Source organism: Nonomuraea sp. NPDC004702, from assembly GCF_053601695.1.
The window spans coordinates 223,233-246,543 of record NZ_JBSGCE010000002.1; the positions used below are offsets into that span (position 1 = coordinate 223,233).

At 73.5% G+C, this 23,311-nt stretch carries 18 protein-coding genes; 9 read left to right on the forward strand and 9 right to left on the reverse strand.

Features of this window, described 5'->3' with window-relative positions; translation table 11 throughout:
• The 3 genes from ACWEJ6_RS03600 (at position 1) to ACWEJ6_RS03610 (ending at position 2,728) form a co-directional block, all read left to right on the forward strand.
• Entirely contained in the window at positions 1-741 is a 741-nt protein-coding gene (locus ACWEJ6_RS03600) for an SDR family NAD(P)-dependent oxidoreductase (RefSeq protein ID WP_452420964.1), read from the forward strand.
• An 88-nt stretch (positions 742-829) separates the two neighbouring features.
• Complete coding sequence (locus ACWEJ6_RS03605) at positions 830-1,936, forward strand: NAD(P)H-dependent flavin oxidoreductase (protein ID WP_352323097.1); 1,107 nt, start codon at positions 830-832, stop codon at positions 1,934-1,936.
• Between the two features lie 24 nt (positions 1,937-1,960).
• Positions 1,961-2,728, forward strand: coding sequence for an arginase family protein (locus ACWEJ6_RS03610; RefSeq protein ID WP_452420966.1), 768 nt, complete (start codon positions 1,961-1,963; stop codon positions 2,726-2,728).
• Between the two features lie 69 nt (positions 2,729-2,797).
• Here the strand turns inward: ACWEJ6_RS03610 and ACWEJ6_RS03615 are convergent, their stop codons facing one another.
• Both ACWEJ6_RS03615 and ACWEJ6_RS03620 read right to left on the reverse strand, forming a co-directional pair.
• Entirely contained in the window at positions 2,798-3,271 is a 474-nt protein-coding gene (locus ACWEJ6_RS03615; protein ID WP_452420968.1) for a carboxymuconolactone decarboxylase family protein, read from the reverse strand.
• A 105-nt stretch (positions 3,272-3,376) separates the two neighbouring features.
• Complete coding sequence (locus ACWEJ6_RS03620; RefSeq protein WP_358282870.1) at positions 3,377-4,186, reverse strand: crotonase/enoyl-CoA hydratase family protein; 810 nt, start codon at positions 4,184-4,186, stop codon at positions 3,377-3,379.
• A 126-nt stretch (positions 4,187-4,312) separates the two neighbouring features.
• Between ACWEJ6_RS03620 and ACWEJ6_RS03625 the strand changes: the two genes are divergently transcribed.
• The 5 genes from ACWEJ6_RS03625 to ACWEJ6_RS03645 are packed head-to-tail and all read left to right on the forward strand — an operon-like array spanning position 4,313 to position 10,509.
• Positions 4,313-5,863, forward strand: coding sequence for an acyl-CoA synthetase (locus ACWEJ6_RS03625; RefSeq protein ID WP_452420970.1), 1,551 nt, complete (start codon positions 4,313-4,315; stop codon positions 5,861-5,863).
• Positions 5,853-6,755, forward strand: a complete 903-nt coding sequence (locus tag ACWEJ6_RS03630) for a Zn-ribbon domain-containing OB-fold protein (RefSeq protein WP_452420972.1) — start codon at positions 5,853-5,855, stop codon at positions 6,753-6,755. The genes ACWEJ6_RS03625 and ACWEJ6_RS03630 overlap by 11 nt, the downstream gene beginning before the upstream one ends.
• Entirely contained in the window at positions 6,752-7,771 is a 1,020-nt protein-coding gene (locus ACWEJ6_RS03635) for a thiolase domain-containing protein (RefSeq protein WP_452420974.1), read from the forward strand. The genes ACWEJ6_RS03630 and ACWEJ6_RS03635 overlap by 4 nt, the downstream gene beginning before the upstream one ends.
• A 3-nt stretch (positions 7,772-7,774) precedes the next feature.
• Positions 7,775-8,923 carry a thiolase domain-containing protein gene (locus ACWEJ6_RS03640; RefSeq protein ID WP_452420976.1) on the forward strand — a complete coding sequence of 383 codons (1,149 nt, stop codon included), beginning with the start codon at positions 7,775-7,777 and terminating at the stop codon, positions 8,921-8,923.
• Entirely contained in the window at positions 8,923-10,509 is a 1,587-nt protein-coding gene (locus ACWEJ6_RS03645; protein WP_452420978.1) for an acyl-CoA synthetase, read from the forward strand. Before ACWEJ6_RS03640 ends, ACWEJ6_RS03645 begins: the two co-directional genes overlap by 1 nt.
• A gap of 39 nt (positions 10,510-10,548) precedes the next feature.
• Here the strand turns inward: ACWEJ6_RS03645 and ACWEJ6_RS03650 are convergent, their stop codons facing one another.
• From ACWEJ6_RS03650 to ACWEJ6_RS03660, 3 genes are all read right to left on the reverse strand, one after another.
• Complete coding sequence (locus tag ACWEJ6_RS03650) at positions 10,549-16,827, reverse strand: hypothetical protein (protein ID WP_452420980.1); 6,279 nt, start codon at positions 16,825-16,827, stop codon at positions 10,549-10,551.
• Between the two features lie 84 nt (positions 16,828-16,911).
• A complete protein-coding gene (locus ACWEJ6_RS03655) occupies positions 16,912-17,541 on the reverse strand; it encodes a LysE family translocator (RefSeq protein ID WP_387668644.1) in 630 nt (209 codons plus the stop codon).
• A gap of 21 nt (positions 17,542-17,562) precedes the next feature.
• Entirely contained in the window at positions 17,563-18,444 is an 882-nt protein-coding gene (locus ACWEJ6_RS03660; protein WP_387668642.1) for a LysR family transcriptional regulator, read from the reverse strand.
• 117 nt (positions 18,445-18,561) lie between these two features.
• On the opposite strand from ACWEJ6_RS03660, the gene ACWEJ6_RS03665 reads away from it, so the two are divergent.
• The gene (locus ACWEJ6_RS03665; RefSeq protein ID WP_452421306.1) at positions 18,562-19,083 is read left to right on the forward strand and encodes a cysteine dioxygenase; all 522 of its coding nucleotides are present in this window, start codon (positions 18,562-18,564) and stop codon (positions 19,081-19,083) included.
• A gap of 7 nt (positions 19,084-19,090) precedes the next feature.
• Here ACWEJ6_RS03665 and ACWEJ6_RS03670 read toward each other — a convergent pair whose 3' ends face one another.
• Genes ACWEJ6_RS03670 through ACWEJ6_RS03685 form a run of 4 tightly spaced genes read right to left on the reverse strand, consistent with a single transcriptional unit; the run spans position 19,091 to position 23,189 of the window.
• Positions 19,091-19,657: a TetR/AcrR family transcriptional regulator gene (locus tag ACWEJ6_RS03670; protein WP_452420982.1), complete on the reverse strand. Its 567-nt coding sequence runs from the start codon at positions 19,655-19,657 to the stop codon at positions 19,091-19,093.
• Entirely contained in the window at positions 19,654-21,918 is a 2,265-nt protein-coding gene (locus ACWEJ6_RS03675) for a YhgE/Pip family protein (RefSeq protein ID WP_452420984.1), read from the reverse strand. The genes ACWEJ6_RS03670 and ACWEJ6_RS03675 overlap by 4 nt, the downstream gene beginning before the upstream one ends.
• Positions 21,918-22,487: an ABC transporter ATP-binding protein gene (locus ACWEJ6_RS03680; protein WP_387668634.1), complete on the reverse strand. Its 570-nt coding sequence runs from the start codon at positions 22,485-22,487 to the stop codon at positions 21,918-21,920. Before ACWEJ6_RS03680 ends, ACWEJ6_RS03675 begins: the two co-directional genes overlap by 1 nt.
• Positions 22,488-22,544: 57 nt before the next feature.
• Positions 22,545-23,189 carry an alpha/beta fold hydrolase gene (locus ACWEJ6_RS03685; RefSeq protein WP_397164899.1) on the reverse strand — a complete coding sequence of 215 codons (645 nt, stop codon included), beginning with the start codon at positions 23,187-23,189 and terminating at the stop codon, positions 22,545-22,547.
• Positions 23,190-23,311: the final 122 nt, after the last annotated feature.

The window sequence follows — 23,311 nt, forward strand, 5'->3', positions numbered from 1 at the left end:
GTGAGGAACGCGCTCGGGGCCGTCGACAGCGTGCTGCTGCTGGGTGGGCGGAGCGAGATCGGCCTGGAGATCGTCCGGCTGCTGGTCGGGCTGGGCGCGACCAGGGTCGTGCTGGCCGCCAGGGGCGAGCTCACGCCGCCGGCGGACCTCGCCGCCGAGGTGCACGTCCTGCCGTTCGACGCGCTGGACGTGGGGTCGCACGCCGCCGTCCTGGCCGGGGCCGTGGAGCTGGTGGGCGACCTCGACGTGGTGATCTCCGCGTTCGGCGTGCTCGGCAGCCAGGACGACTACGACGCCGACCCGGCCGCCGCCGCCGAGGCCGTCGCGGTCAACTACGGCGGCCACGTCTCCGTGGACCTGCACGCCGCCAGGGTCCTGCGCGAGCAGGGGCACGGCACCCTCGTGGTGCTCTCGTCGGTCGCCGGGGCGCGGGTGCGCAAGGCCAACTTCGTCTACGGCTCGGCCAAGGCCGGGCTCGACGGGTTCGCGCAGGGGCTCGGCGACGCGCTGCACGGGTCGGGCGCGCGCGTGCTGATCGTCCGGCCGGGTTTCGTGATCGGCCGGATGACGAAGGGCCTGCCCCCGGCGCCGCTGTCCTCGACGCCCCGCCAGGTGGCCCTGGCCACCGTGCGCGCGCTGCGCGAGGGCGCGTCGTCCGTGTGGGTGCCGCGGGCGCTCGGCCCGGCGTTCGGCCTGCTGCGCCTGCTGCCGCGGCCGCTCTGGCGGCGGCTGCCGCGCTAGAACGCGTTGCAAGCCGGAAACCTACCGACGAAAGGTTCTAGAGTAGAACACGTTGCAGTTCGGCTGCGGCGCGGCTTATCGTCGGGCCATGCGGACACGGGTCACGGACATGTTCGGAATCGAGCTCCCGATCTTCGCCTTCAGCCACTGCAGGGACGTGGTCGCCGCGGTCAGCCGCGCGGGCGGCATGGGAGTGCTCGGCGCGCTCTACTTCACCCCGGAAGAGCTCGAAATGGAGCTCAAGTGGATCGACGACCACGTCGACGGCAGACCGTACGGCGTGGACGTGGTCATGCCCGCCTCCTACGAGGGCGCCGACTTCGCCCCCGAGGAGCTGGTCGGCCGCCTGCAGGCGATGATCCCCGAGGGGCACCGCGCGTTCGTCGAGAACCTGCTGGGCAGGCACGGCGTGCCGCCCCTGTCGTCCGACGCCGACCCGGGCCGGGTGCTGCTGGGCTGGACCGACGCCACCGCGCGTCCCCAGGTCGAGGTCGCGCTCCGCCACCCCATCGCCCTGCTGGCCAACGCCCTCGGGCCGCCCCCGGCCGACGTCGTGGACCTCGCCCACCGGCACGGCGTCAAGGTCGCCGCCCTCGCCTCGACCCCGCGGCACGCGCTCAAGCAGGTCGAGGTCGGCGTGGACGTCGTCGTCGCCCAGGGCACCGAGGCCGGCGGCCACACCGGCGAGATCTCGACCATGGTGCTCATCCCGCAGGTGGTGGACGCCGTGGACGTCCCCGTCCTGGCGGCGGGCGGCATCGGGAACGGCCGGCAGATGGCGGCCGGCATGGCGCTGGGCGCGGAGGGCGTCTGGACCGGCTCGCTCTGGCTCACCGTCGAGGAGGCCGACACCCCCGAGATGGCGAAACGCCGCATCCTGGAGGCCACCTCGCGCGACACCGTGCGCTCCCGGAGCTGGACCGGCAAGCCCGCCCGCCTGCTCAGGAACGAGTGGACCGAGGCGTGGGAGTCGCAGGAGTCGCCGGGCACGCTGCCGATGCCGCTGCAGTTCATGCTCGTCTCGGACGCCCTGCGCCGGATCGGCCGCTCGGACGCCTCGGAGCTGGCCACGTTCCCCGCCGGGCAGGTCATCGGCCTGACCAACCAGGTGCGCTCGACGAAGGACGTGGTGTTCGGGCTCGTGGAGGAGTACGCGGAGGCCCTGGAACGCCTCGACCGCATCACCCGGGACTGATCGCCCGGCTGTTACCGTGGGCACGTGCCGGTCTTATACGTGCCGTACCACCTCGACGAGCACCAGCCCGATCTCAACGTGCCGCTGCCCGACGGCGTGCCCGTCGCCGAATTCACCGTGGAGCTGCCCGGCCAGGACGTCTGGTCCCGCCTCGGGCGGCTCTACGACGCCGTCGCCACCACCGTCGAGCGGACCGTGCGGGCGGGGGAGCGGCCGGTCGTGGTCTCCGGCGACTGCACGGTGTCGATCGGCATGACGGCGGGCCTGCAACGGGCCGGGCTCGACCCCTCGATCGTCTGGATCGACGCCCACGGCGACCTCCAGACGCTGGAGACGACCACGTCCGGCTACCTCGGCGGCATGGCGCTGCGCTTCCTGCTCGGCTACCGCTCCCGCGACGTGGCCGACCGCCTGGCCCTGCGCCCGCCGCCGGAGGAGCGCGTGCTGCTCGTGGACGCCCGCGACCTCGACCCGCCCGAGGCCGGCTACCTGGCGTCCTCGGGGGTGACCCGGTCGAGCCTCGACGAGGTGACGCCCGAAACCCTGCCTCCCGGGCCGCTGCTGCTCAACCTCGACCTGGACGTCCTCGACCCGTCCCGCCTGCCGGGCCTGCGCTACCCGGCGGCCGGCGGGCCGGACGTCCCGGCCCTGCTGCGGGCCGTGCGGGTGGTGCTGGACAGCGGCCGGCTCGCCGCGCTCAACCTCGCCTGCACGTGGCATCCGGGCCGGGACGATCCCGGCGGCGTCCGCGAGCACCTGGTGACGGCGGTCCTCGGCGGCCTGCGGGACTGACTCCTTCCCGCAGGCCGCGGTTCTCCGCCGGCTCTCCCGGCTCTCCCTGGGCTCTCCGTCAGCTCTCGGTCAGCCGAACATGCCGGGCACGTAGTCGCCCGCGGGCTGCTGGATGATGACGTTCACCCGGTTGAAGGTGTTGATCAGGGCGATCAGGCACACCAGCGCCCCGAGCTGCTCCTCGTCGTAGTGCTTGGCGGCGTTCGCCCAGACCTCGTCCGGGACGCCGCCGGCGCCGTCGGCGATGCGGGTGCCCTGCTCGGCCAGCTCCAGCGCGGCCCGCTCGGCCTCGGTGAACACCTTGGCCTCGCGCCAGGCGGCGACCAGGTTGAGCCGGATCGGGGTCTCACCGGCGTGCGCGGCGTCCTTGGTGTGCATGTCGGTGCAGAAGCCGCAGCCGTTGATCTGGCTGGCCCGGATCTTCACCAGCTCCTGCGTGGCGTGGGGCAGGCCCGAGTCCATGATGACCTTGTTGGTGCTGATGAGGTGCTTCATGACCTTGGCCGCGACCTGGTTCTCGAAGAGGTTGAGACGGGCTTCCATGACGCGCTCCTTGTCGTCGTCGACTGCTTCCACCTCTCGGACGGGGCAGCCGGACGGGATGTGACAGGAACGGATGTGACGTGCGTCTCTCCTCCCGGCGAGTGGTCAGCGGCCTTCGTAGCGGGCCGGGCGCTTCTCGCGGAAGGCCCGGGTGCCCTCCTTGGCGTCCTCCGAGCCGATCACCGGCCAGCCCAGCTCGTCCGACACCTTCAGGGCCTCGGGCTCCGGCATGCCCAGGGTGTCCCGGTACGTCCGCAGAATGGCCTGGACCGCCAGCGGTCCGGAACCGGCGATGTCCGCTGCCAGCTCCCGGGCCGTCTCCAGCGCCCGCCCGTCCGGCACGACCCGGTTGACCAGCCCCATCGCCAGGGCCTCGGCGGCGGTCACGGAACGGCCGGTGAGCAGCAGGTCCATGGCGTGGCAGTACGGGATCTGGCGGGGCAGCCGGACCGCGCAGCCGCCCATGGGGAAGAGCGCGCGTTTGGCCTCGAACAGCCCCAGGGTGGCCGATTCCGCCACCACTCGCAGGTCCGTCCCGACCAGCAGCTCCGTGCCGCCGGCGACCGCGTACCCCTCGACAGCGCTGATGATCGGCTTTGTCGGCAAGTCCTCCCTTAAGAGCCCTTTCCAGTGAAAATTCGGGATCTGGGCGGCTCTTGCTTGAACCTCTGGATCGGTCGAGGGTTGGCCCATGGCCTTGAGGTCGGCCCCGGCGCAGAACGTGCCCTCCGCCCCGGTCAGGATCGCGACCCGGATCGAGGGCTCCGCCGACGCGTACGCCCACGCCGAGGCCAGCCCGATCAGCATGTCCGAGGAGAGGGCGTTGCGGGCCTCCGGCCGGTTCATCGTGACGGTCAGGACGTGGCCGTCGCGTTCCACCCGGCAGTGCGGGGTGCTGATCGGCAGAAGCTCCATGTACGCCTCCCAAGTCCCAGAAGCTACTAAATCAAGCGCTTGCTACGAACTTTACCCGCGGGATACGCTCCCCACAGCAAACGAGAACAAGTTCCTGTTTTGCTACGCCTGAGCTGAGGAGATCAGATGGGCACGCTCGGTTTCTGGAGGCTGGCGCAGGCGGATCCCGAGTGGATCGCGGCCGTCGACCCCGACGGCACGGAGCACCGCGCGGGTGACCTCCTGGCCCGTTCGAACCGCCTCGTCCACGGGTTACGCGAGCTCGGCCTGGAGCCGGGCGACGGGATCTGCGGCCTGGTCCCGAACGGCGCGGACGGCCTCGTCCTCTACCTGGCCGCGCTCCAGGCCGGCTGGTACTACACGCCGATCAACTGGCACCTCACCGGCCCGGAGATCGGCTACATCGTGTCCGACAGCGAGGCCAAGGCGTTCTTCGTCCACCCCCGCTTCCTCCCGGAGGGCGCCAGGGGAGCCGAGGCGATCGAGCCGCACCGCCGCTTCCTCCTCGGGGACGGCGGCCAGGACGGCTTCCGCCCGGCGGGCGAGCTGACCGCCGGGCAACCGGACACCGCGCCGCCCGGCCGCACGGCCGGCGCCACCATGCACTACACCTCGGGCACCACCGGCCGGCCCAAGGGCGTCCGGCGCACGCTGAGCGGCCTCGACCCCGACGACGGCGCCGAGCTGATGACCTTCCTGCTCGGCCTGTTCGGCATCACGGCCGGGCCGCCCAACGCGCACCTGGTCACCTCGCCCAGCTACCACACCGCCGTCACCCAGTTCGGCGGCAGCGCCCTGCACATGGGCCACACCCTCGTCTACATGGACAGATGGGACGCCGAGGAGACGCTCCGGCTGTGCGAGCGCTACCGCGTCACGAACTCCCACATGGTCCCCACGCACTTCAAGCGCCTGCTCGCGCTCCCCGAGGCCACCAGGGCCAAGTACGACCTGTCCTCGCTCAAGTGGATGATCCACGCCGCCGCACCCTGCCCGGTCCCGGTCAAATGGGCGATGTTCGAGTGGTGGGGCGACTGCATCTACGAGTACTACGCGGCCACCGAGGGCGGCGGCACCCTGGCCACGCCCGAGGGCTGGAAGGCGCACCCGGGCACGGTCGGCTCCGCCTGGCCGATCAGCGAGCTGCTGATCGCGGACGACGAGGGCGAACCCGTACCGACCGGCACCCCCGGGACGATCTACATGAAGATGATGGGCGTGCCCTTCGAGTACAAGGGCGACCCCGACAAGACCGCCGCGAACCGGCTCAAGGACTACTTCACGGTCGGCGACATCGGATACCTGGACGAGGACGGCTTCCTGTTCCTCTGCGACCGCAAGGCCGACATGATCATCTCCGGCGGGACGAACATCTACCCGGCCGAGATCGAGAACGAGCTCATGGTCCACCCCAAGGTCGCCGACGTGGCCGTGTTCGGCATCCCCGACGACGACTGGGGCGAGCAGATCAAGGCCGTCGTCGAGCCCGCGCCGGGCGTCGCGCCGGGCCCCGAGCTCGCGGCCGAGCTGATCGCCTCGCTGGAGGGCCGCCTGGCCCGGATGAAGTGGCCCAAGAGCGTCGACTTCATCGCCGAGATGCCCCGCGAGCCCAACGGCAAGCTGCTCAAGCGCAAGCTCCGCGCACCGTACTGGGAGGGTCACGACCGTGCCATCTGACGATCCGCTGGTCGCCCAGCACGTCCTGGAGTTCCCCGGCGGCTACACCCGGACGACCGGGCCGGTGATCGGGCGCTTCCTCACCGAATTACGCGGCCGCCGCATCGTCGGAGTTCGCACGAAAGAGGGCAAGGTGCTCGTGCCGCCCCTCGAATACGACCCCGCCAGCGGCGACCCCGTCACCTCCGAGTACGTCGAGGTCGGCCCGGCCGGCACGGTGACCTCCTGGGCCTGGGTGCCCGAGCCCCTGCAGAACCACCCGCTCGACCGGCCCTTCGCCTGGGCCACGATCCTGCTGGACGGCGCCGACACCGCGCTCGTGCACGCCGTCGCCGCCGACGACCCCAGGGCGCTGTCGAAGGGCTCCCGGGTCTGGCCGGTGTGGCGCGACCGGCCCACGGGCCACATCACCGACATCGCCCACTTCGCGCCCGAGGTCACGAAGATCGTGTCCCATGTGCGGGCCGAGTACCGCCTCCAGGCGGGCGGCTCGCTCCGCGTCTTCCTGGAGGGCGTCGAGCGCGGCGTCTTCCTCGGCGGACGTTGCGAGCAGTGCGACCAGGTGTACGTGCCGTACCGGATGTCCTGCCCCCAGTGCGGAGGTCTCATCCCGGAGACGCTCGAACTCCCCGACACCGGGACAATCACCACGTTCGCCATCAACAACCTGCCGGATCCGCGCGCGCCGGAAGTGCCGTTCGTCTCCGCCTACATCCTGCTCGACAACGCCGACATCCCCATGATCGCCCTGATCGGCGACGTACCCGCGCACGAGGTGCGCCAGGGCATGCGGGTCAGGGCCGTCTGGGTGCCCGAGGAGGAGCGGAGCAAGTCCATGGCGAACATCCGCTGGTTCGCCCCCACCGGCGAGCCCGACGTGGAGCTGTCATGAGAGACGTCGCGATCGTCGCGTTCGCGCAGACCGTCCACACCGACCACGACACCGGGCTCACCGAGCCCGAGCTGATCCTGCCGGTGATCAGCGAGGTCAAGGAGCGGACCGGGCTGACCAGGTTCGGCTTCACCTGCTCGGGGAGCTGCGACTACCTGGCCGGGGCGCCGTTCTCGTTCGTCAGCGCCCTGGACGCGCTCGGCGCCTGGCCGCCCGTCTCCGAGAGCCACGTCGAGATGGACGGCGCCTGGGCCCTGTACGAGGCGTGGGTCCGCCTCCAGCACGGCGACATCGACTCGGCCCTGGTCTACGGCTTCGGCAAGTCGTCGCTCGGCGACCTGCGCACCATCATGACCCTCCAGCTCGACCCCTACTACCTGGAACCCCTCGGCCTCGACCAGCTCTCCCTGGCCGCACTCCAGGCGAACGCGCTCGACGCGGACAGGAAACAGCTCGACGAGATCGTCCGCAGGTCCAGGGCGGACGGCAGGAGCAACCCGTACGCGCTCGACCTGCCCGAACCGGACGGCGAGGAAGTCGCGGTCGAACCCCTCAGGAAGACGGACGTGCCGCCCGTCACGGACGGCGCGGCGGCGATCGTGCTGGCCACGGCGGAACTGGCCGGACGGCTCACCAGCCGCCCCGCCTTCGTCAAGGGCATCGCCCACCGCATCGAGCCCCACTACCTGGGCACGCGGGACCTGGCCAGGTCGGCCTCCGCGGCCGACGCCGCACGGGCCGCCGGCGTCGGCAAGGGCCCGGTCGAGGTGGCCGAGCTGCACGCCCAGTTCCCGCACGAGGAGCTCATCCTGCGCGAGGCGCTCGAACTGGGCGGCGACACGTTGATCAACCCGTCCGGCGGCCCGCTCGCCGCCAACCCCGTCATGGCCACGGGGCTCATCCGCATCGGCGAGGCCGCGCGGCGCATCCTCGACGGCGGCGCGAGCCGCACCGTCGGGCACGCCGCCGGCGGCCCCTGCCTGCAGCACAACCTCGTCACGGTCCTGGAGGCGTGAATCATGGGCAACCGCTGCGCGGTGATCGGGGTCGGGCAGACGCACTACACCACCAAGCGCAGGGACGTCTCCATCGCGGGCCTGGTCCGCGAGGCGGCGCTGCGGGCCCTGGAGGACGCCGGGCTGACGTTCAAGGACATCGACGCCGTCGTGGTCGGCAAGGCGCCCGACCTGTTCGAGGGCGTGATGATGCCCGAGGCGTACCTCGCCGACGCGCTCGGCGCGGCGGGCAAGCCGATGATGCGGGTGCACACCGCGGGCAGCGTCGGCGGCTCGACGGCGCTGGTCGGCGCGAGCCTGATCCAGGGCGGCGTGCACGAGCGGGTGCTCGTGGTGGCCTTCGAGAAGCAGTCGGAGTCCAACGCCACCTGGGCGCTGTCCACGCACCTGCCCTTCAGCGCGTCGCTCGTGGTCGGCGCGGGCGGCTACTTCGCGCCGCACATCCGCGAGTACATGCGCAGGTCCGGCGCGCCCGGCCACATCGGCACGCTGGTCGCCGTCAAGGACCGGCTCAACGCCCTGAAGAACCCCTACGCCCACCTCAGGATCCCCGGCATCGACCAGAAGATGGTCGAGTCCACGCCGATGCTCTGGGAGCCGATCCGCTACCTGGAGACCTGCCCGTCCAGCGACGGCGCGTGCGCGATGGTCCTGGCCGCCGAGCACAAGGTCACCGGCACCCCCGCCTGGGTGCACGGCACCGCCATGCGCTCGGAGCCCATCTTCCGGGCCGGCCGCGACACCGTCAGCCCCCAGGGCGGCAAGGACTGCGCCGCCGACGTCTACCGCCAGGCCGGCGTCACCGACCCGCGCCGCGAGATCGACGTGGCCGAGGTGTACGTGCCCTTCTCCTGGTACGAGCCGATGTGGCTGGAGAACCTGGGATTCGCGGCGGAGGGCGAGGGCTGGAAGCTGACCGAGTCCGGCGCCACGGCCCTCGACGGCGACATCCCGTGGAACGCCTCCGGCGGCGTGCTGTCCAGCAACCCGATCGGGGCCTCGGGGCTGATCAGGTTCGCCGAGGCCGCGCTCCAGGTGCGCGGCCAGGCCGGCGAGCACCAGGTGGACGGCGCCCGCATGGCGCTCGGCCACGCCTACGGCGGCGGAGCCCAGTTCTTCGCGATGTGGATCGTCGGACGGGAGAGACCCTGATGGAGTTCAACCACGCGGACCTGTTCGAAGCACTCGCCGACGCGATCGGGGACCGCACCGCCGTCATCTGCGGCGACCGGCGGCGCACCTACGCCGAGCTGGACGCCGAGGCCAACCGGCTCGCCCACTACCTCGCCGACCTGGGCGTGCGGCCGGGCCAGCACGTCGGGCTGCACCTGTACAACGGCGTGGAGTACCTGGCCGGGCTGCTGGCCGCGCTCAAGATCCGGGCCGTGCCGATCAACGTCAACTACCGGTACGTCGAGGCCGAGCTGCTCTACCTCTACCAGGACGCCGACCTGCGCGCGCTGGTCTACGACGTCGAGTTCGACCCCCGCGTGGCCGCCGTCGCGCACCAGGCGCCGCTGCTGGAGCACTTGATCGCGGTCGGCGGCGAGTCGTCGATCGCCTCGGCGGTGCCGTACGAGGCGGCGCTGGAGCGCGGCGATCCGGAACGCTGCTTCGCCCCGCGCACCGGCCAGGACGTCTACATCATCTACACCGGCGGCACCACCGGCATGCCCAAGGGCGCGATGTGGCACGTCGAGGACCTGTTCATGGCCTTCGGCGGCGGCAACCCGTACGGCGACCCGCGCACCACCCCGCAGGAGGTCGTCGACGAGGCCGTCAAGGCCACGCCCATGATCATGATGGCCACCTCGCCGCTCATGCACGGCGCCGCGCAGATGGCCACCTTCATCAGCTGGTGGGCGGGCGGGACGATGGTGCTCGTCCCCAAGTTCGACGCGGGCGAGGTGTGGCGGGCGGTCGAGCGCGAGCGCGTGCTCACCATGAGCATCACGGGCGACGCCATGGCCAGGCCGCTGGCCGAGGCGCTGGAGACGGGCACGTACGACCTGTCGTCGCTGTTCGTCGTCAGCTCGACCGGCGCGATCCTGAGCGGCGCGGTCCGCGACCGGCTTCAGGGCCTGCTGCCCGACGTCATGATCGTGGACAGCTTCGGCTCGACGGAGTCCGGCTACACCGCCTCCGCGCTGCCCGGCTCCACGCCCGAGACCGGGCTGCGCTACCAGCCCAACCCGTCGGCCAGGATCAGCGTCCTGGACGAGCGGGGACGTCCCGTTCCGCCGGGTTCGGGGCAGATGGGGACGGTGGCCAGGTCCGGGCGGGTGGCGTTCGGCTACTACAACGACCCGGACAAGTCGGCGCGCACGTTCGTCACCGACCCCGACGGCACCCGCTGGCTGCTCACCGGCGACCTGGCGACCGTGGACGCCGACGGCACCGTGCACGTGTTCGGCCGCGGCTCGCAGTGCATCAACACCGGCGGGGAGAAGGTGTTCCCCGAGGAGGTCGAGGCCGTGCTCAAGGGCCATCCGGCGGTGTTCGACGCGGTGGTGACCGGCGTGCCGGACGACCGGTGGGGGAGCAGGGTGGCGGCGGTGGTCGAGCCGCGTCCCGGCGTCGAGGTGACCGCCGCCGAGCTGGACGTTCACTGCCGGGCGTCGTTGTCGGGGTACAAGGTGCCGCGTTCGTACGCGTTCGTGAAGGAGATGGTCCGCTCGCCCGCCGGCAAGGCCGACTACCGCTGGGCCAGGCAAACCGCCGAAGCCGCCACCCCCTGACCACCCGGTCGTCGCTCGTGGGCTCCGGCCGCGCGGTGGCTAGGTCGTGCGTAGTTCGGCCTCCACCTGGGCCGCCTCCTCGCGCCTGCCGGACTTCTCCAGCAGCCGCAGCCGGCCGCGCAGCACGTCGCGCAGCAGTTCGGTGAGCTCGCCGTTCCCGCCGTTCGGGGCGGTGCCGCCGGCGGTCAGGAGGCCGCGCAGCAGGCCGTGCGCGACCCGGAGCGCGGTGTCGGCCGCGTCGTCCCTGCCCAGCTCCTGCTGGCAGAAGCCGAGCCGGGCGTGGGCGACGGCGGCGGCCGGCTCGTCGTCGATGACCTGGGCGCCGCGATGGAAGACCAGGCTGGCCTCCAGCGCCCGGCCCGACTCCATCAGCGCGTCGCCCAGCATGAGCAGGGCGCGGGACAGGATGCCGCCGAGCAGGGGGTTCGCGGGGGCGTGGCGTTCGAGCACGGCGACGGCCTCGCGCAGCGGCCCCACCGCCGCCGCCGGCTGCTCGCGCAGCCGGAGCGCGGCGGCCAGCGTCAGCCCGGCGCCCGCCCGGCTGACGTGCAGCGCCTCGGCGTTCATGCCCGTGGTCAGCAGCTCGTCGTAGATCGCGATGGCCTCGCGGGCCCGCTGCTCGGCCTCCGCAGCCGCGCCGGGCCGCAGCAGGGGCAGCAGCTCCGAGCTCTGCGCCAGCGAATCGGCCAGGATCGCCCGGTACGTGAGCTCGCCCGGCGACCGCCTGGCCAGCCGGATCAGCTCCTCGGCCAGCGCGCCCGCCTCCCGCGCCTCGCCCAGCATCATGTGGCACCTGACCAGGCGCTGGGTGGCCAGGGCATGCCTGAGCGTGCGCGGCGGCAGGCCGGTGACGGCGATCCTGGCGTACTCGGCGGCCTCCTCGGGACGCCCGGCGGCCAGCAGGTCGTCGGCGACCGTCCCGGCCACCTCGGCCGCCGCCGCGGGCCGGGCGAGCCGGACGTGCAGGCGCATGGCCTCCACCAGGTGGGCCAGCGCCTCCTGCGTCCGGCCGGACACGCGCAGCACCTGCCCGCGCACCTGGATCGCCTGCGCGCGCACGCCGAGCAGCCCGGCCTCGCCGCCCCGCGCCTCCGCGGCGCGTTCCTGCTCGGCCAGCGACCAGGTCACCGCCTCCAGCGCGGCCTGCGGCCGGTCGAGGGCGGCCAGAGCGGCCCCGAGCTGGGCGTACGTGACGGCGGCGACCGCGGGCTCGTCCAGCTCGTCGCAGAGGTCGGCGGCGCGTTCCGAGTGGGCCAGCGCCTCCACCGGCCGTCCGGCCTCCAACAGCCTGACCGCGTACCTGTTCAGCGTGTCGGCCAGCGCCCTCCCGTCCTCGGACAACAGGTCCACGGCCTGCTCAAGGACGGTCAGGTCGGCGTCGCCGAGCGCGGCCAGCGCCAGGCCCAGGGAGTGCCGGTGGCGGGCGTCGAGCGCGGCCAGCCCCTTGAGGACGCGTACGGCCGGAGCCGCCGTCGCGCCGCCGAGCACGAGGCAGTGGCCGAACCGCTCGTGCAGCAGCGGGTTCTCGCTGACCGGGGCCTCGCGCTCCAACGCCTCGGCGAACGCCGTCAGCAGCGGCAGCAGCCTGGCGGCCGTCCTCGGGGTGGCCGCGCGCAGGTGGGCGGACAGCTCGTCCACGGCCGTGGTGAGCACGTCGGGGTGCGGCAGCGGGCGTACCCGGAGGATCTGGGCGTACAGGTCGGTTCCGGCGGACGGGCCGTGGCCGGTCACGCGGAGCCGGGCCAGGCGGGCCAGCGCTCGGACGTGCACGCCGGCCAGGTCCCGGGTGAGCGGGCCCTCCTCGGCCATCAGGGCGACGCCCTTGGCCAGCTCGGCGGCGGCGAGGTCGCGTTCGTCCAGGTCGGCGTGGCACAGGCCGCTGAGCTCCAGGCAGGTGGCGGTGAGCAGACGGGTGCGCTCGGGCGGCTCGGGCACGAGGATGTCCAGGGCGCGGGTGACCGATTGGAGCGCTCCTGCCACGTTCCCGGCGGCCAGCCGGAGGCCCGCGTGCAGCCGCAGCGCCCCCGCGAGCACGACCGGGGACTCCAGCCGCTCGGCCACCAGCCCCTCGCACACCGCGACCAGCCGCTCCGCCTCGCCGTCGGCGACCTCCAGGCGGCCCGTGGCCTCCAGCGCCACGACCTCCAGGACGAGCAGCTTGGCCAGCTCCTGCTGCACCACGAAGCTGACCTCGGCCTGTGGCCCACACGCCTCAACGGCACCCCGCAGATACGGCACCGCCTCCGAATACCGCCCCAACCCCACAAGCGCCCGCCCAACCGCCCCCACAACGGCCCCACCCACAACGGCCCCACCCGCGCCCACCGCACCCCCGACCGCCCCACCGACTCCAGCCCCCTGGGTGCTCCCGTCGCCGGGGTCGTCAGGTGTCGCGTGGCGTCGTAGCAGGTCGGCGGCCTGGGTTGCGAGGCGGAGGGCGTCGCGGGCGCGTCCGGTCTCGGCCCAGGCGCGTGCCAGCGCTGCCTGGGCGGCGGCGTACGCTTGCACCCGCGCGGCTTGCGGCCCGTCCGGAGTCTGCGGCCTGTCCGCGGCCTGTGGCCTGTCTGCGGTTCGCGGACCGTTCGCGGGCGGCGGTCCTGCGGGGACCTGCGGGTCTTCCGCGCCCCCAGGTCCGCCCATGACCGGGGGGCCTTCCAAGACCCCAGGGCCGCCCATGACCTGTGGACCCTCCAGGACCGCGAGGTCGTCGGCGGATGCAGGGCTGTCCGCGGGCTCCAGGGCGGCGCGGCGTTCGAGCAGGGTTCGTTCGGCTCTGGCCACGTCGGGTGGCGGGGTGATCAGGGTGGTCATCCAGGGCTGTTCGGGTTCTCCGGCCCCGGCGGCGGTGGGGTCGGTCGTCGACTCCTGCCAGGCTCGGATCTCCTCCCGGTGTCGCCGGTAGGACGCGTCTTCGGTGCTCAGGGCGTCGTACAGAGCGGCCGCTGCCTCCGCATGGGCTCGGGCGTCGGCGGGGCGGTCGAGTTCGGCCAGGCAGAGGGCGAGCAGGTGTCTGGAGCGGGCCCTGACGGCCCTGTGCCGCTCGTCCAGTTCGGAGGCGAGGATCGCGGCGTCCTGGAGCGGGTCGAGCGCGTCGCGGGGGCGCGCGTCGGTCAGCAGCAGTTCGCCCAGGTCGAGGAGCTGGACGGTCAGGGCCGGGCGGTGCTCGTCGGGTTCGAGCGCGACCAGCGAGCGCAGGTTCCGCACCGCCTCGGCGGCGAACCGCTCGGCCTGGTCCAGGTCGTCCAGCTCGCGGTGCAGCCCGGCCAGCAGGCCCGCGGCCCCGGCCAGCATCAGCCGCAGGCCCGGCTCCTCGTCCGCCAGGCCGCGCAGCCGTACGACGGCCTCTGCGGCGGGAGCGACGGCCTCGGCCGCCCTGCCGTGTTCACCGAGCCACCCGGCCAGCAGGCACAACCGTTGAGCCAGGTCCCTGTCGGTCGGCGCCGCGCCCGCCACGCCGGCGGTGGCCGCGACGGCAAGACAGGCGGCCAACTCGGGCAACGCCCCCGGCTCGGGTCCGGGGAAGGCGAATGGCGGGACAGGCGCGGGCACCCGCCTGATGCCGCCCGGCATGCCGGGCGGTCCGGCATCGGGTGTGGTGGGCTGGCCGGAGCTGGGTGACGGCGGTTGTGCGGTGGCTGGCGTGGGGAGCTGGGGCGGGGGAGCCGAGGTGGGGCTTGTGGGGGAGGCGTGCGCTGTGAGGACGTCGGTCAGGGCTGCGGCGACCTCGCCGGCACCGCCCGCCGCCGCGAACGCCTCCACCGCCTCGGCCGTCCGCCCCGAGTCCAGCAGCGCGCACGCCAGGTTGTGGTACGCCTGCCCGGCCCGTCCCGCGTACCCGGGATCGTCCTCGGCCAGGATGCGGAACCGGGTCGCCGCCTCCTGGGCGGGCCTGAGCGCGCTCCCGGACTCGCCCGCGAGCAGCAGGCACGCCCCCAGGACGAACAGCGCCTCCGCCTGCCCGGCCGCCTCCTCGTACGGGGGAGCGGCCGCGAAGATCTCCACGGCCTCGGCGGCGGCCACCACCGCCTCACCCACCCGGCCCACGGCCGACAACCCGGACGACAGCCGGGCCAGCGCCCCCGCCAGCGCGGTCCGCCTGCCGCCTGCACGAAAGTGCCGTACGGCCAGCTCGGCCAGCGTCACCTCAAGGGCCCGCAACCCGAGCGGCGGCCCAGCATGGGACGGACCCCATGAATCCGCTCGGGAATCCACCTGCGCATCCGCCTGTGGTTCGAAGGGCAGCGCGGCCACCGCCGCGGTCGTCGCCCGGTCGGCCGGCAGTCGCGTGAGCGCGGCGTTGAGCAGGTCGCCGAGCCGGGTGGCGGGGTTCGCCGCCGCCTCCGCGACCAGCGCCCCGATCCTGGACGTCACCAGCGCACGCAGCGCCCGCCCCACCTCCGCCCGCTCCGCGCCCAGGCGGAGCACGTCGAGCAGGCGTGCCAGGTGCCCGGCCGTCCGCCGCTCGTGGTCGTGCACGGCCAGGACCAGCGCATCCAGGTCCTCGGTCTCGGCGAGCGCCTGCTCGGCAACCAGGTCCGGCCCGAGCGGGCACAGCCGGTCCACGCCGGGGAAGACGCGTCCCAGCCAGTCGGCGACGACCGCCGCGGCCTGCGGGTCGCCGTACAGGGCGGGCACGGCCGACAGCAGGCCGGGCAGCTCGGCGGGGGTGGGAGCGGTGAGCGTGAGCAGGGCGACGGACTGCCGGGCGGTGGTCTCGTCCACCTGGGCGCGGCCGGCGGGCCAGACGGTGGCCCACTGGTCGCGTTCGCGGTCGAGGAAGCGGCTGAGCAGCTCCTCGCCGACGGTCACCGTCGCGCGCGTCCGGGTTCCGCTCCGGCCGCCGGGACGGAAGGCGTTCCAGGACGTCCCGGGGCGGGGGTCGGGCGCCGTCCGGTAGGGCGGGGCGCCGATCCCGCCGCCGGGCAGGGCGTCCGGGACGGTGGGTGCGGGCAGGACCTCCGTCTCGCCGCCGCGCAGCCGCAGCAGGGCCGCCAGGTGGACGCGGAGCGGCAGGCCGTACTCGGGGTCGTCCAGGCGCGGGGGGGTGGGGAGCGCGGCCCGGCTCGGCGCGAACGCCTTCATCGCCGTGAACGCGTGCTCGGTGCGCTCGTTCAGGGTGAGCGGGTGCTGGTTGAGCTGCACGGTCGTGGTGTTGAGCCGGCGCAGCCAGCCGCCCGCCGCCGTGTCCAGCCGCCGCCACCACTCCGCCTCGCCGGGCTCGCGGGCCAGCAGCAACACCCGTACGCGGGGGTTGTGCCCGTGCTTGGCCAGCCGCCGTACCAGCTCGCCCACCAGCGGAGCGGACGGCTCCGGCGACTCCACGACCACCAGCGAGGGCCGCACCGCCTCCAAAGACACCGCCGCGCGCCCGGACAGGGCGGCGAGCGCGGCGTCCAGGGCCAGGAAACCGGCGTCCCAGCCCGCTTCCCGCAGTTCCTCGCACAGCTCCCCGGCCAGCCGGGTACGGCCCGTGCCGCTCCGCCCGGTCACCACCGCGACCGACAGCGCGGCCGGCTCCCCGGCCCAGGCCCGCAGGGCGGCGAGCTGCCCGTCCCGCCCGGAGTACGGCACCACGGCGTGCCGCGGCAGCAGCAGCCGCCAGTCCGGGCAGTCGGACGGCAACGGCTCCCGCGCCGGCAGCAGCAGCCCGGACAGGACCACCCGCCCGTCACCGGCCGAAACCCTCTCCAAGGGGCCCGGCGCAGCGCCGGTCAGCTCGCGGAACCGGTCGTCGCGCAGCAGCACGCCCACGGGCACCGCGTCGAGCCGCCCCCGGGCGTGCCCGGCGGCCGAGGCCGTGACGACGGCGGCGACCTGCCCGGCGGGCTCGGCCAGCAGCGCGGCTCCGGTCAGGCCCGCCCACACCTCCATCGGAGGCGGCGGGCCGGGCACGTCCATGCTGAGCGTCCGCGACGCCGGGCCCGTGGGGGCGGCGGCGGTTCCGGACAGCACCCGGACGTCCCTGAACCCCGACCGCCGCCGCGCCCGCGGGAACCCCATGGCCAGGCACGGCATCCGTTCCCCGGACAAGGCGGCCCACCGAAGGTGCCCGATGCCGGGCACGTCGGCCCAGGGCGGTCCGGGCACCCGCAGCAGCACCGCGCCGTGCCCGCGCCAGACCTGCTCGGCCGCCGCCCACCGGGACGACCACGGCGGGCGCACCTGGCAGGGCGCGCCGGGATCCACCACGAGGGACGCGGTCAGCACGAGGTCCGTGCCGATCACATGGCCGGTCCCGGTCACGCCGACCACGTCGTCGTGACCCGAGTAGACCTCGACGACTCGTTCGAGGCCGAGGCGGTGCGGTGGCGCGTCCATGGGTCCGCCTAGCTGCTACGTCCCGGCTTTTCGTCCCCCGATCGATCTCACTATCGCATTAAGAGCGGGAAATTTCGCGGCTTGTCATGCCTTCTCGGTTGTGAGCCACGCGGCCAGCCCGAGGTAGACCAGGCCGCTGCCCACGTCGAGCCGCCGCCGCGCCCGTACGGACCCGCGCAGCCGTCCGGCCAGCGTGGACGACAGCAGCGCGTACATGCCGTCACTGGCCATCCCCAGCACCAGCCACAACCCGCCGAGCATCAGGATCTGCGGTCCCACCGGCCCCGCCGCCGGGACGGTGAACAGCGGCAGGAAGGTCAGGAAGAACACGGCCGTCTTCGGGTTGAGCACGTTGACCACGAACCCCTCCCAGAACAGCCGCCGCCTGGACTGCACCTGCAGCTCGACGACCTCCTCGGACTCCCCGCCGCGCTTCATCAGCTTGCGCAGGCCGAGCCAGAGCAGGTACGCCACGCCCACGTACTTGACGACCGTGAACGCGGTCGCCGAGGCCGCGATCAGCGCGCTGAGGCCGAGGGCCGCCGCGCCGATGTGGACCAGCGAGCCGGCGTGCACGCCCAGCACCGAGACGAACCCGGCGGACCGGCCCTGGGAGACGCTGCGGGTGACGATGTAGAGCACCGCGGGGCCGGGGACCACGAGCAGTCCCAGCGTGGCCGCGCAGAACAGCGCGATATGCGTGATGTCCGGCATGTGCTCATCGTAAGGACGCCGTCAACGGTTTTCCCCGGCGGGCGGCAGGCTCGCGCCGAGCGCTTCGAGCAGGGCGCCGGTGGCCGGCGGGTGCGGCGGGTCGCCGTAGACGGCGGCGTACACGTGCCTGGTGGAGCCCGGCACCTGGGCCGCCGCGACGTCGGGGTTGCGGTGGGCGCTGAGCGCCAGGCCGGGCAGCACGGTCAGGCCCATCCCGGCCGCCACGAGCGCCTGCACGGCCACGATGTCGTCGCTGGTGAAGGAGATGCGCGGCTCGAACCCGGCCTTGGCGCAGATGTCGAGCAGGTGGCTGCGGCAGCGGTCGCAGCCGGCGATCCAGGGGGAGTCGGCGTGGTCGGCCAGCTCGCCGCCCGGCTCGGGGGAGACCAGGTAGCTGGGGTCGTCGAGGAGGTGGATCAGATGCAGGCCGGCGTCCTCGGGGGCGGTGTCGTCGTACCGGAACATGACGGCGACGTCGACGCGGCCGGCGCGCAGCAGCCGGAGGGCCTCGGGCGGCTCGGTCTCGGTGAGCTCCAGCCGCAGCCCGGGATGGGCGGCCGCCAGGCGGCGGACGGCGGACGGGATGAACGTGCCGAGCGCCGACGGGAAGGCGGCCAGCCGCACGCGGCCCTCGCGCAGGCCCACGTGGGCGGCCAGCTCCTCGGCGGTGGCGTCGATCCGGCCGATGATGTCGGCGGCGCGGTCGGCCAGCAGCCGGCCCGCCTCGGTCAGCCGGATGCCGCGCCCCACCCGCTGGACGAGCTTGGCGCCGGTCTCGGCCTCCAGCCGGGCCAGGTGGTGGCTGATGGACGGCTGGGAATAGTGGAGCTCCTTGGCGGCCGCGGTGAGCGACCCCTTGCGGGCCACCGCGACGAGGACGCGGAGCCGGGCGACGTCGAGCATTCATCAATCGTATCTATCAATAGGCCAGAAGACTTCTGTTGGACCTATCGATCGCCATAGGTCACCGTAGAGAGGGAGGGCAAATTGCCACATTTTCCCTAGGGGGACACCGTGAACATGGTCGCGACCACCACCAGGCCAGGGCTCGACGTTCTGGTGTCCGGCATCTCCGAGATCGTGGCCAGGAAGCTCGGCGCCCGCGAGACCGCCTTCGCCGTCGCCGACCTGCTGCGCGACCGGCTGCCCGGCATGGACATCCTCACGCCCGAGGAACGCCTCGGCACGCCCGACCGCTATGCCTCCCACCTGCTGCACGCCCAGGACGAGTTCTCGATCGTGGCCGTCGTGTGGCGTCCCGGCCAGTACACGGTCATCCACGACCACGTGTCGTGGTGCACGTTCGGCATCCTCAGCGGCATCGAGCACGAGACGCTCTACCGCGACATGGGCGACCACCTGCTGGAGATCGGACGCGCCGACAACCGGCCGGGCGAGGTCAGCGGCTTCGCCCCGCCCGGCGACATCCACATGGTGCTCAACACCAGCGACGAGGTCGGGGTGTCGCTGCACGTGTACGGCGCCGACGTCGGCAAGCTGGGCAGCAGCGTGCGCCGCGTCTACGAGCTGCCGGTGCGCTGAGCCCGCCTCACCTGATGCGGCCGTGGAGCAGCTCGACCAGGGTCTGGTGGGTCTGCTCGATCGGCCGCTCGGGGTAGAGGGCACGGCGTTCGATGGCGACCGTCAGGACCATGCCGAACAGGGCGGTCGCCGCCGTCTCCACGTCGAGGTCGGCGCGGATCTCGCCACTGGCCGCCGCCCTGCGCAGCACGTCCGCGTACACGCCGAGCGCGCTCTCGCGCAGCCGCGCCACCGCCTCCTGCCAGGCGGTGCGCCACATCTCGGCCAGCAACACCCGGGCGAACGGGCCGTGCTCCTCGAAGAAGCGCAGCTGGCCGAGCACGACCGAGTCGAGGGCGGCCACGCCGCTCTCGCCGGTGTCGGCGGCGGCCAGCGCGCCCGCCAGCCGCTCGATCGAGTGCTCCAGCAGCGCGGAGAACAGGCCCTCCTTGCTGCCGAAGTTGTAGAACACGGTGCCCTTGGCCACCCCGGCGCGCTCGGCGATCGCGTCGACCGTGGTGGCCGCGTAGCCCTGCTCGGCGATCAGCTCGACCGCCGCCGTGAACACCTTCGCCCGGGTGTCCTGCCTGCTCACAGCGACAGCTCGGGGTGCAGGCGCTTCATGGACCAGACGCGGCCCCGCTCCACCGCGAGGGTGGTCAGCGCGAGCCCGAGCACGAGGAATGCGGACAGCACGCCGCAAGCCTGCCACACCACGGTCAGATCGCCGCCACTGATCAGCCTGCGCAGCGCCGAGACGACCCAGCTCATCGGCAGCCACGGCGAGATCGTCTGGAAGAACCCGGGCGAGGTCTCGATCGGGTACGTCCCCGCCGCCGAGGTGAGCTGGAGCATCAGCAGCGCCAGCCCCACCACCCGGCCGGGCGGCCCGAGCAGCGCGTTGACCGCCTGCACCACCGCCAGGAACGCGGCCGCCGCCAGCAGCAGCAGCCCGATCACCCCGAGCCAGTGGGCCGCCTCCAGGCCGAGCGCGAACCGCAGCACCGCCGCCAGCACGCCGACCTGGGCCGCGCCCAGCGCCACCGCGGGCAGCCAGCCGGCCAGCGCGATGCGCACCGCGCCCTGGGTCCCGGCCAGCCGCCGCTGGTTCAGCGGCTTGAGCACCATGAAGGTGATCATCGCGCCCACCCACAGCGCCAGCGGCAGGAAGAACGGCGCGAAGCCGGTGCCGTAGTTGGGGACCTCGTTGTCGACCGTCTTGGCCAGCCGCACCGGGTCGCTCATCACGTCGGCGCGGGCGGCCCGCTGCTGGGCGTCGTAGTCGGGGATCTTCTCCGCGCCGTCGCCGAGCCCGCCCGCCAGGTCCTTCGAGCCCTTGGCGAGCTGGTCCATGCCCTTGTCCACCTGGCCCGCGCCGTCGTGCAGCCGGCCGACCCCGGTGCGCAGGGTGCTCGCGCCGTCGCTGAGCTTGACCAGCCCGCCGCCGAGCTGCCCGAGGCCGCTGGTGACCTGGGCCGAGCCGTCGTGCAGCTTGGTCGCGCCCTGGTAGAGGGTGCCCGCGCCGGTGCCGGCCTTGGCCAGGCTGGCGTCCACGGTCGCCGCGCCAGCGGCCAGCTTGGCCAGGCCGTCGTCCAGGGCGTTCACCTGGGTCCTGACCTGGTCGACCTTGGGGCCGATCTGCGGGGCCACGGCCGCGATCTTCCTGGCGTTCCTGGCCAGCTCGCGGGCCTGGGCGGACAGGGCGGAGGCGCCGCCCGTGCCGCCGGTGCCGCCGGTGCCCGCCGAGCCGGCCTGCTCGGCGGCGCGTTCGGCGGCGTTCGCCGCGCTGCGCAGCAGGGAGCGCACCTCGGGGTCGGCGTCCGCGCCGAGGCGGTCGAGCGCGGCCTGGGCCTGGGAGGCGGCCTCGCGGGCGCTGCCCGCCGCGCGGGTCGCGCCGGCGCCCGTGCCGGAGCCGTCCGCCAGCCGGTCGGCGGCGTCGGCCACCTGCTCGGCGGCGTCGGCGACCTTCGGGCCCCACTCGTTCAGCACCGGCACGTACTTGTCGGCGAGCTGGTTGACCGCGCGCGTCTGGGTGTGGACCTGGTCGGCCGCCTTCCGGGTGCCCTTCCGCAGCTCGGAGGTGCCCTCGCTGCGGAGCTTGCGCAGGCCGTCGCGCAGCTCGCCGATGGCCTGCTGCGCCTTGCCGATGCCGCTGGTGACCTGGGCCGAGCCGTTCCGCAGCTTGCCGGTGGCGGTGTTGGCGCTGTTCAGGCCGACGGAGAGCTGCTGCGCGCCGTTCTCGGCGGTGCCGAGGCCGGAATTGAGCCGGGAGACGCCGTCGCCGGCCTTGACCGCGCCGTCGTGCAGCTTGCCGGCGCCGTCGGCGGCCTCGGTGGTGGCGTCGTGGATGTCGCCGATCGAGACGAAGACCTTGTCGAAGTAGTCGTGGATGGCCGTGCGCTCGGCCGCGGCGCGCACCTCGTTGAAGACCGCGTCGGAGATGCTGCCGACGATGTAGCTGCGGCCGGTGTCCACGCGCAGGCCGAGCTGGGCAGGGGTGGGGGTTGTCGTGTCGTCGGACGGCGAGGCCAGGCGGGCGCTGAAGTCGGCGGGCACGGTGAGCGACAGGTAGTAGCTGCCGTCGGCGACCCCGTCGGCAGCCTGCCGGGGCGTGGCCTCGTGCCAGGCGAACGTCCGGCGCTCGCGCAGCTCGTCGGCCAGGTCCTGGCCCGCGTGCAGGGTCTTGCCGTCGACCGTGGCCGGGCGGTCCTCCATGACCAGCGCGACGGGGACCCGGTCGAGGTTGCCCTGGGGGTCCCAGAACGACCACAGGTACAGTCCGGCGTACAGCAGCGGCAGCACGATCACCGCCGCCAGCGCAGCCCGGGTCAACCGGGACCGCAGCATGCCCTTCATCACAGCTCCACGAGGTGGTCGTAGCGGGCGGGCGGGCGCACGCAGCTCGCGACCACGGCCGTGCCCAGGCCGGCGCCGAGGTCGCGCAGGAGGTCCCAGAGCTCCCGTACGCGGTCGTCGGGCAGGCCCGCGTCCACGTTGTCGGCGAGGATCACCGCGGGCTCGTCCAGCAGGGCCAGGGCGACGCCGAGGCGCACCTGCTGCTCGCGGTCCAGCTCGCTCACCGGCGTCGTGTCCGGCGCCGCGAGCCCCGCCCGCTTCAGAACTTCCTGGTACGGCTTGCGCCTGCGCTCGCGCAGGTGCTCCTTGACCGTCAGCGCTCTGTCGAGATCCGTCACGCCGTCGACCAGCGCGAGCGCCGCCGCCTTGCGGATGGCCCGCGGCCTGGTGTGCCCGGCGACGGAGAGCGTGCCCGTCGTCGGCTTCATCCGCCCGGCCAGCGTGAGCAGCAGGCTCGTCCGCCCGCTGCCCGCCGGTCCGGCGACCGCCGTGAGCGTCCCGGGGCCCGCCTTCAGCGAGACCGCCGGGTACACCCCCTCGATCGACAAGCCCTCCGCGACGATCACCACAACCCCATCTCTTGAACTGACTGGTCAGTACAAAAGATTACCTCGTGATGCGGTGCGTCACACTGTGAGATACGCCTCGAACCGCTCGGCCAGCTCCTTCGGCCGCGACAGCATGACCATGTGACTGCCCCCGATCTCGTCGGGCATGACACCGAGCCGCTCCCGGACCACCCGCCGCATGAACTCGGGCGGGAAGAACCGGTCGTCCCGGCAGAGCAGGAACCGCGTCGGCACGTCGGGCCACGCCGCGCCCGGCCACGGCTCGACGGACGACTTCTCCGCCTGCGGACGCCCCCGGGACAACTCCTCCTGCGCCAGCTCCTCCGGGACGTCGTGCATGTACTCGGCGATCGTGTCCAGGCCCTCGGCGCCTCGGTAGCCGGTGTTGGCCCACCACTCGCCCGGCGGCTCGCCAGGGACCGGGATCATGGCCGTGACCAGCACGAGCAGCTTGACGGGCAGGCGGTCGCAGACCAGCGGGGCGACGAAGCCGCCCCACGAGTGGGCCACCACGACCAGCTCGTCCGCCTCGCCGACGGCCCGCGCCACCGTGTCGGCGTAGTCGGCCAGCCCGGCCGACTCGTCCTCGATCGGCAGGTCGACGGCCACCGTGCGGTGGCCCCGGGCGCGCAGCTCGGCCTCGACCAGATGCCAGTCCCAGGCGGAGCTGCCGCCGCCGTGGATCAGCGCGAACGTCGCCATCCGCCTCACCTCCGCGCCGTCGTGCCGGAAACGCCCCGAGATGCCTCGCTCATGGCTGGTGCTCCCCTCGTCGTGTCCCTGTTCCCGACGCAGTATGGCGAGCGGCTGCGACAGAAAATATC

Coding starts and splice junctions, on each gene's coding strand:
- ACWEJ6_RS03605 (WP_352323097.1), top strand. CDS start 830: ATGCGGACACGGGTCACGGACATGTTCGGAATCGAGCTCCCGATCTTC.
- ACWEJ6_RS03615 (WP_452420968.1), bottom strand. CDS start 3,271: ATGGAAGCCCGTCTCAACCTCTTCGAGAACCAGGTCGCGGCCAAGGTC.
- ACWEJ6_RS03620 (WP_358282870.1), bottom strand. CDS start 4,186: ATGGAGCTTCTGCCGATCAGCACCCCGCACTGCCGGGTGGAACGCGAC.
- ACWEJ6_RS03625 (WP_452420970.1), top strand. CDS start 4,313: ATGGGCACGCTCGGTTTCTGGAGGCTGGCGCAGGCGGATCCCGAGTGG.
- ACWEJ6_RS03635 (WP_452420974.1), top strand. CDS start 6,752: ATGAGAGACGTCGCGATCGTCGCGTTCGCGCAGACCGTCCACACCGAC.
- ACWEJ6_RS03640 (WP_452420976.1), top strand. CDS start 7,775: ATGGGCAACCGCTGCGCGGTGATCGGGGTCGGGCAGACGCACTACACC.
- ACWEJ6_RS03645 (WP_452420978.1), top strand. CDS start 8,923: ATGGAGTTCAACCACGCGGACCTGTTCGAAGCACTCGCCGACGCGATC.
- ACWEJ6_RS03650 (WP_452420980.1), bottom strand. CDS start 16,827: ATGGACGCGCCACCGCACCGCCTCGGCCTCGAACGAGTCGTCGAGGTC.
- ACWEJ6_RS03655 (WP_387668644.1), bottom strand. CDS start 17,541: ATGCCGGACATCACGCATATCGCGCTGTTCTGCGCGGCCACGCTGGGA.
- ACWEJ6_RS03660 (WP_387668642.1), bottom strand. CDS start 18,444: ATGCTCGACGTCGCCCGGCTCCGCGTCCTCGTCGCGGTGGCCCGCAAG.
- ACWEJ6_RS03665 (WP_452421306.1), top strand. CDS start 18,562: ATGGTCGCGACCACCACCAGGCCAGGGCTCGACGTTCTGGTGTCCGGC.
- ACWEJ6_RS03675 (WP_452420984.1), bottom strand. CDS start 21,918: ATGAAGGGCATGCTGCGGTCCCGGTTGACCCGGGCTGCGCTGGCGGCG.
- ACWEJ6_RS03685 (WP_397164899.1), bottom strand. CDS start 23,189: ATGGCGACGTTCGCGCTGATCCACGGCGGCGGCAGCTCCGCCTGGGAC.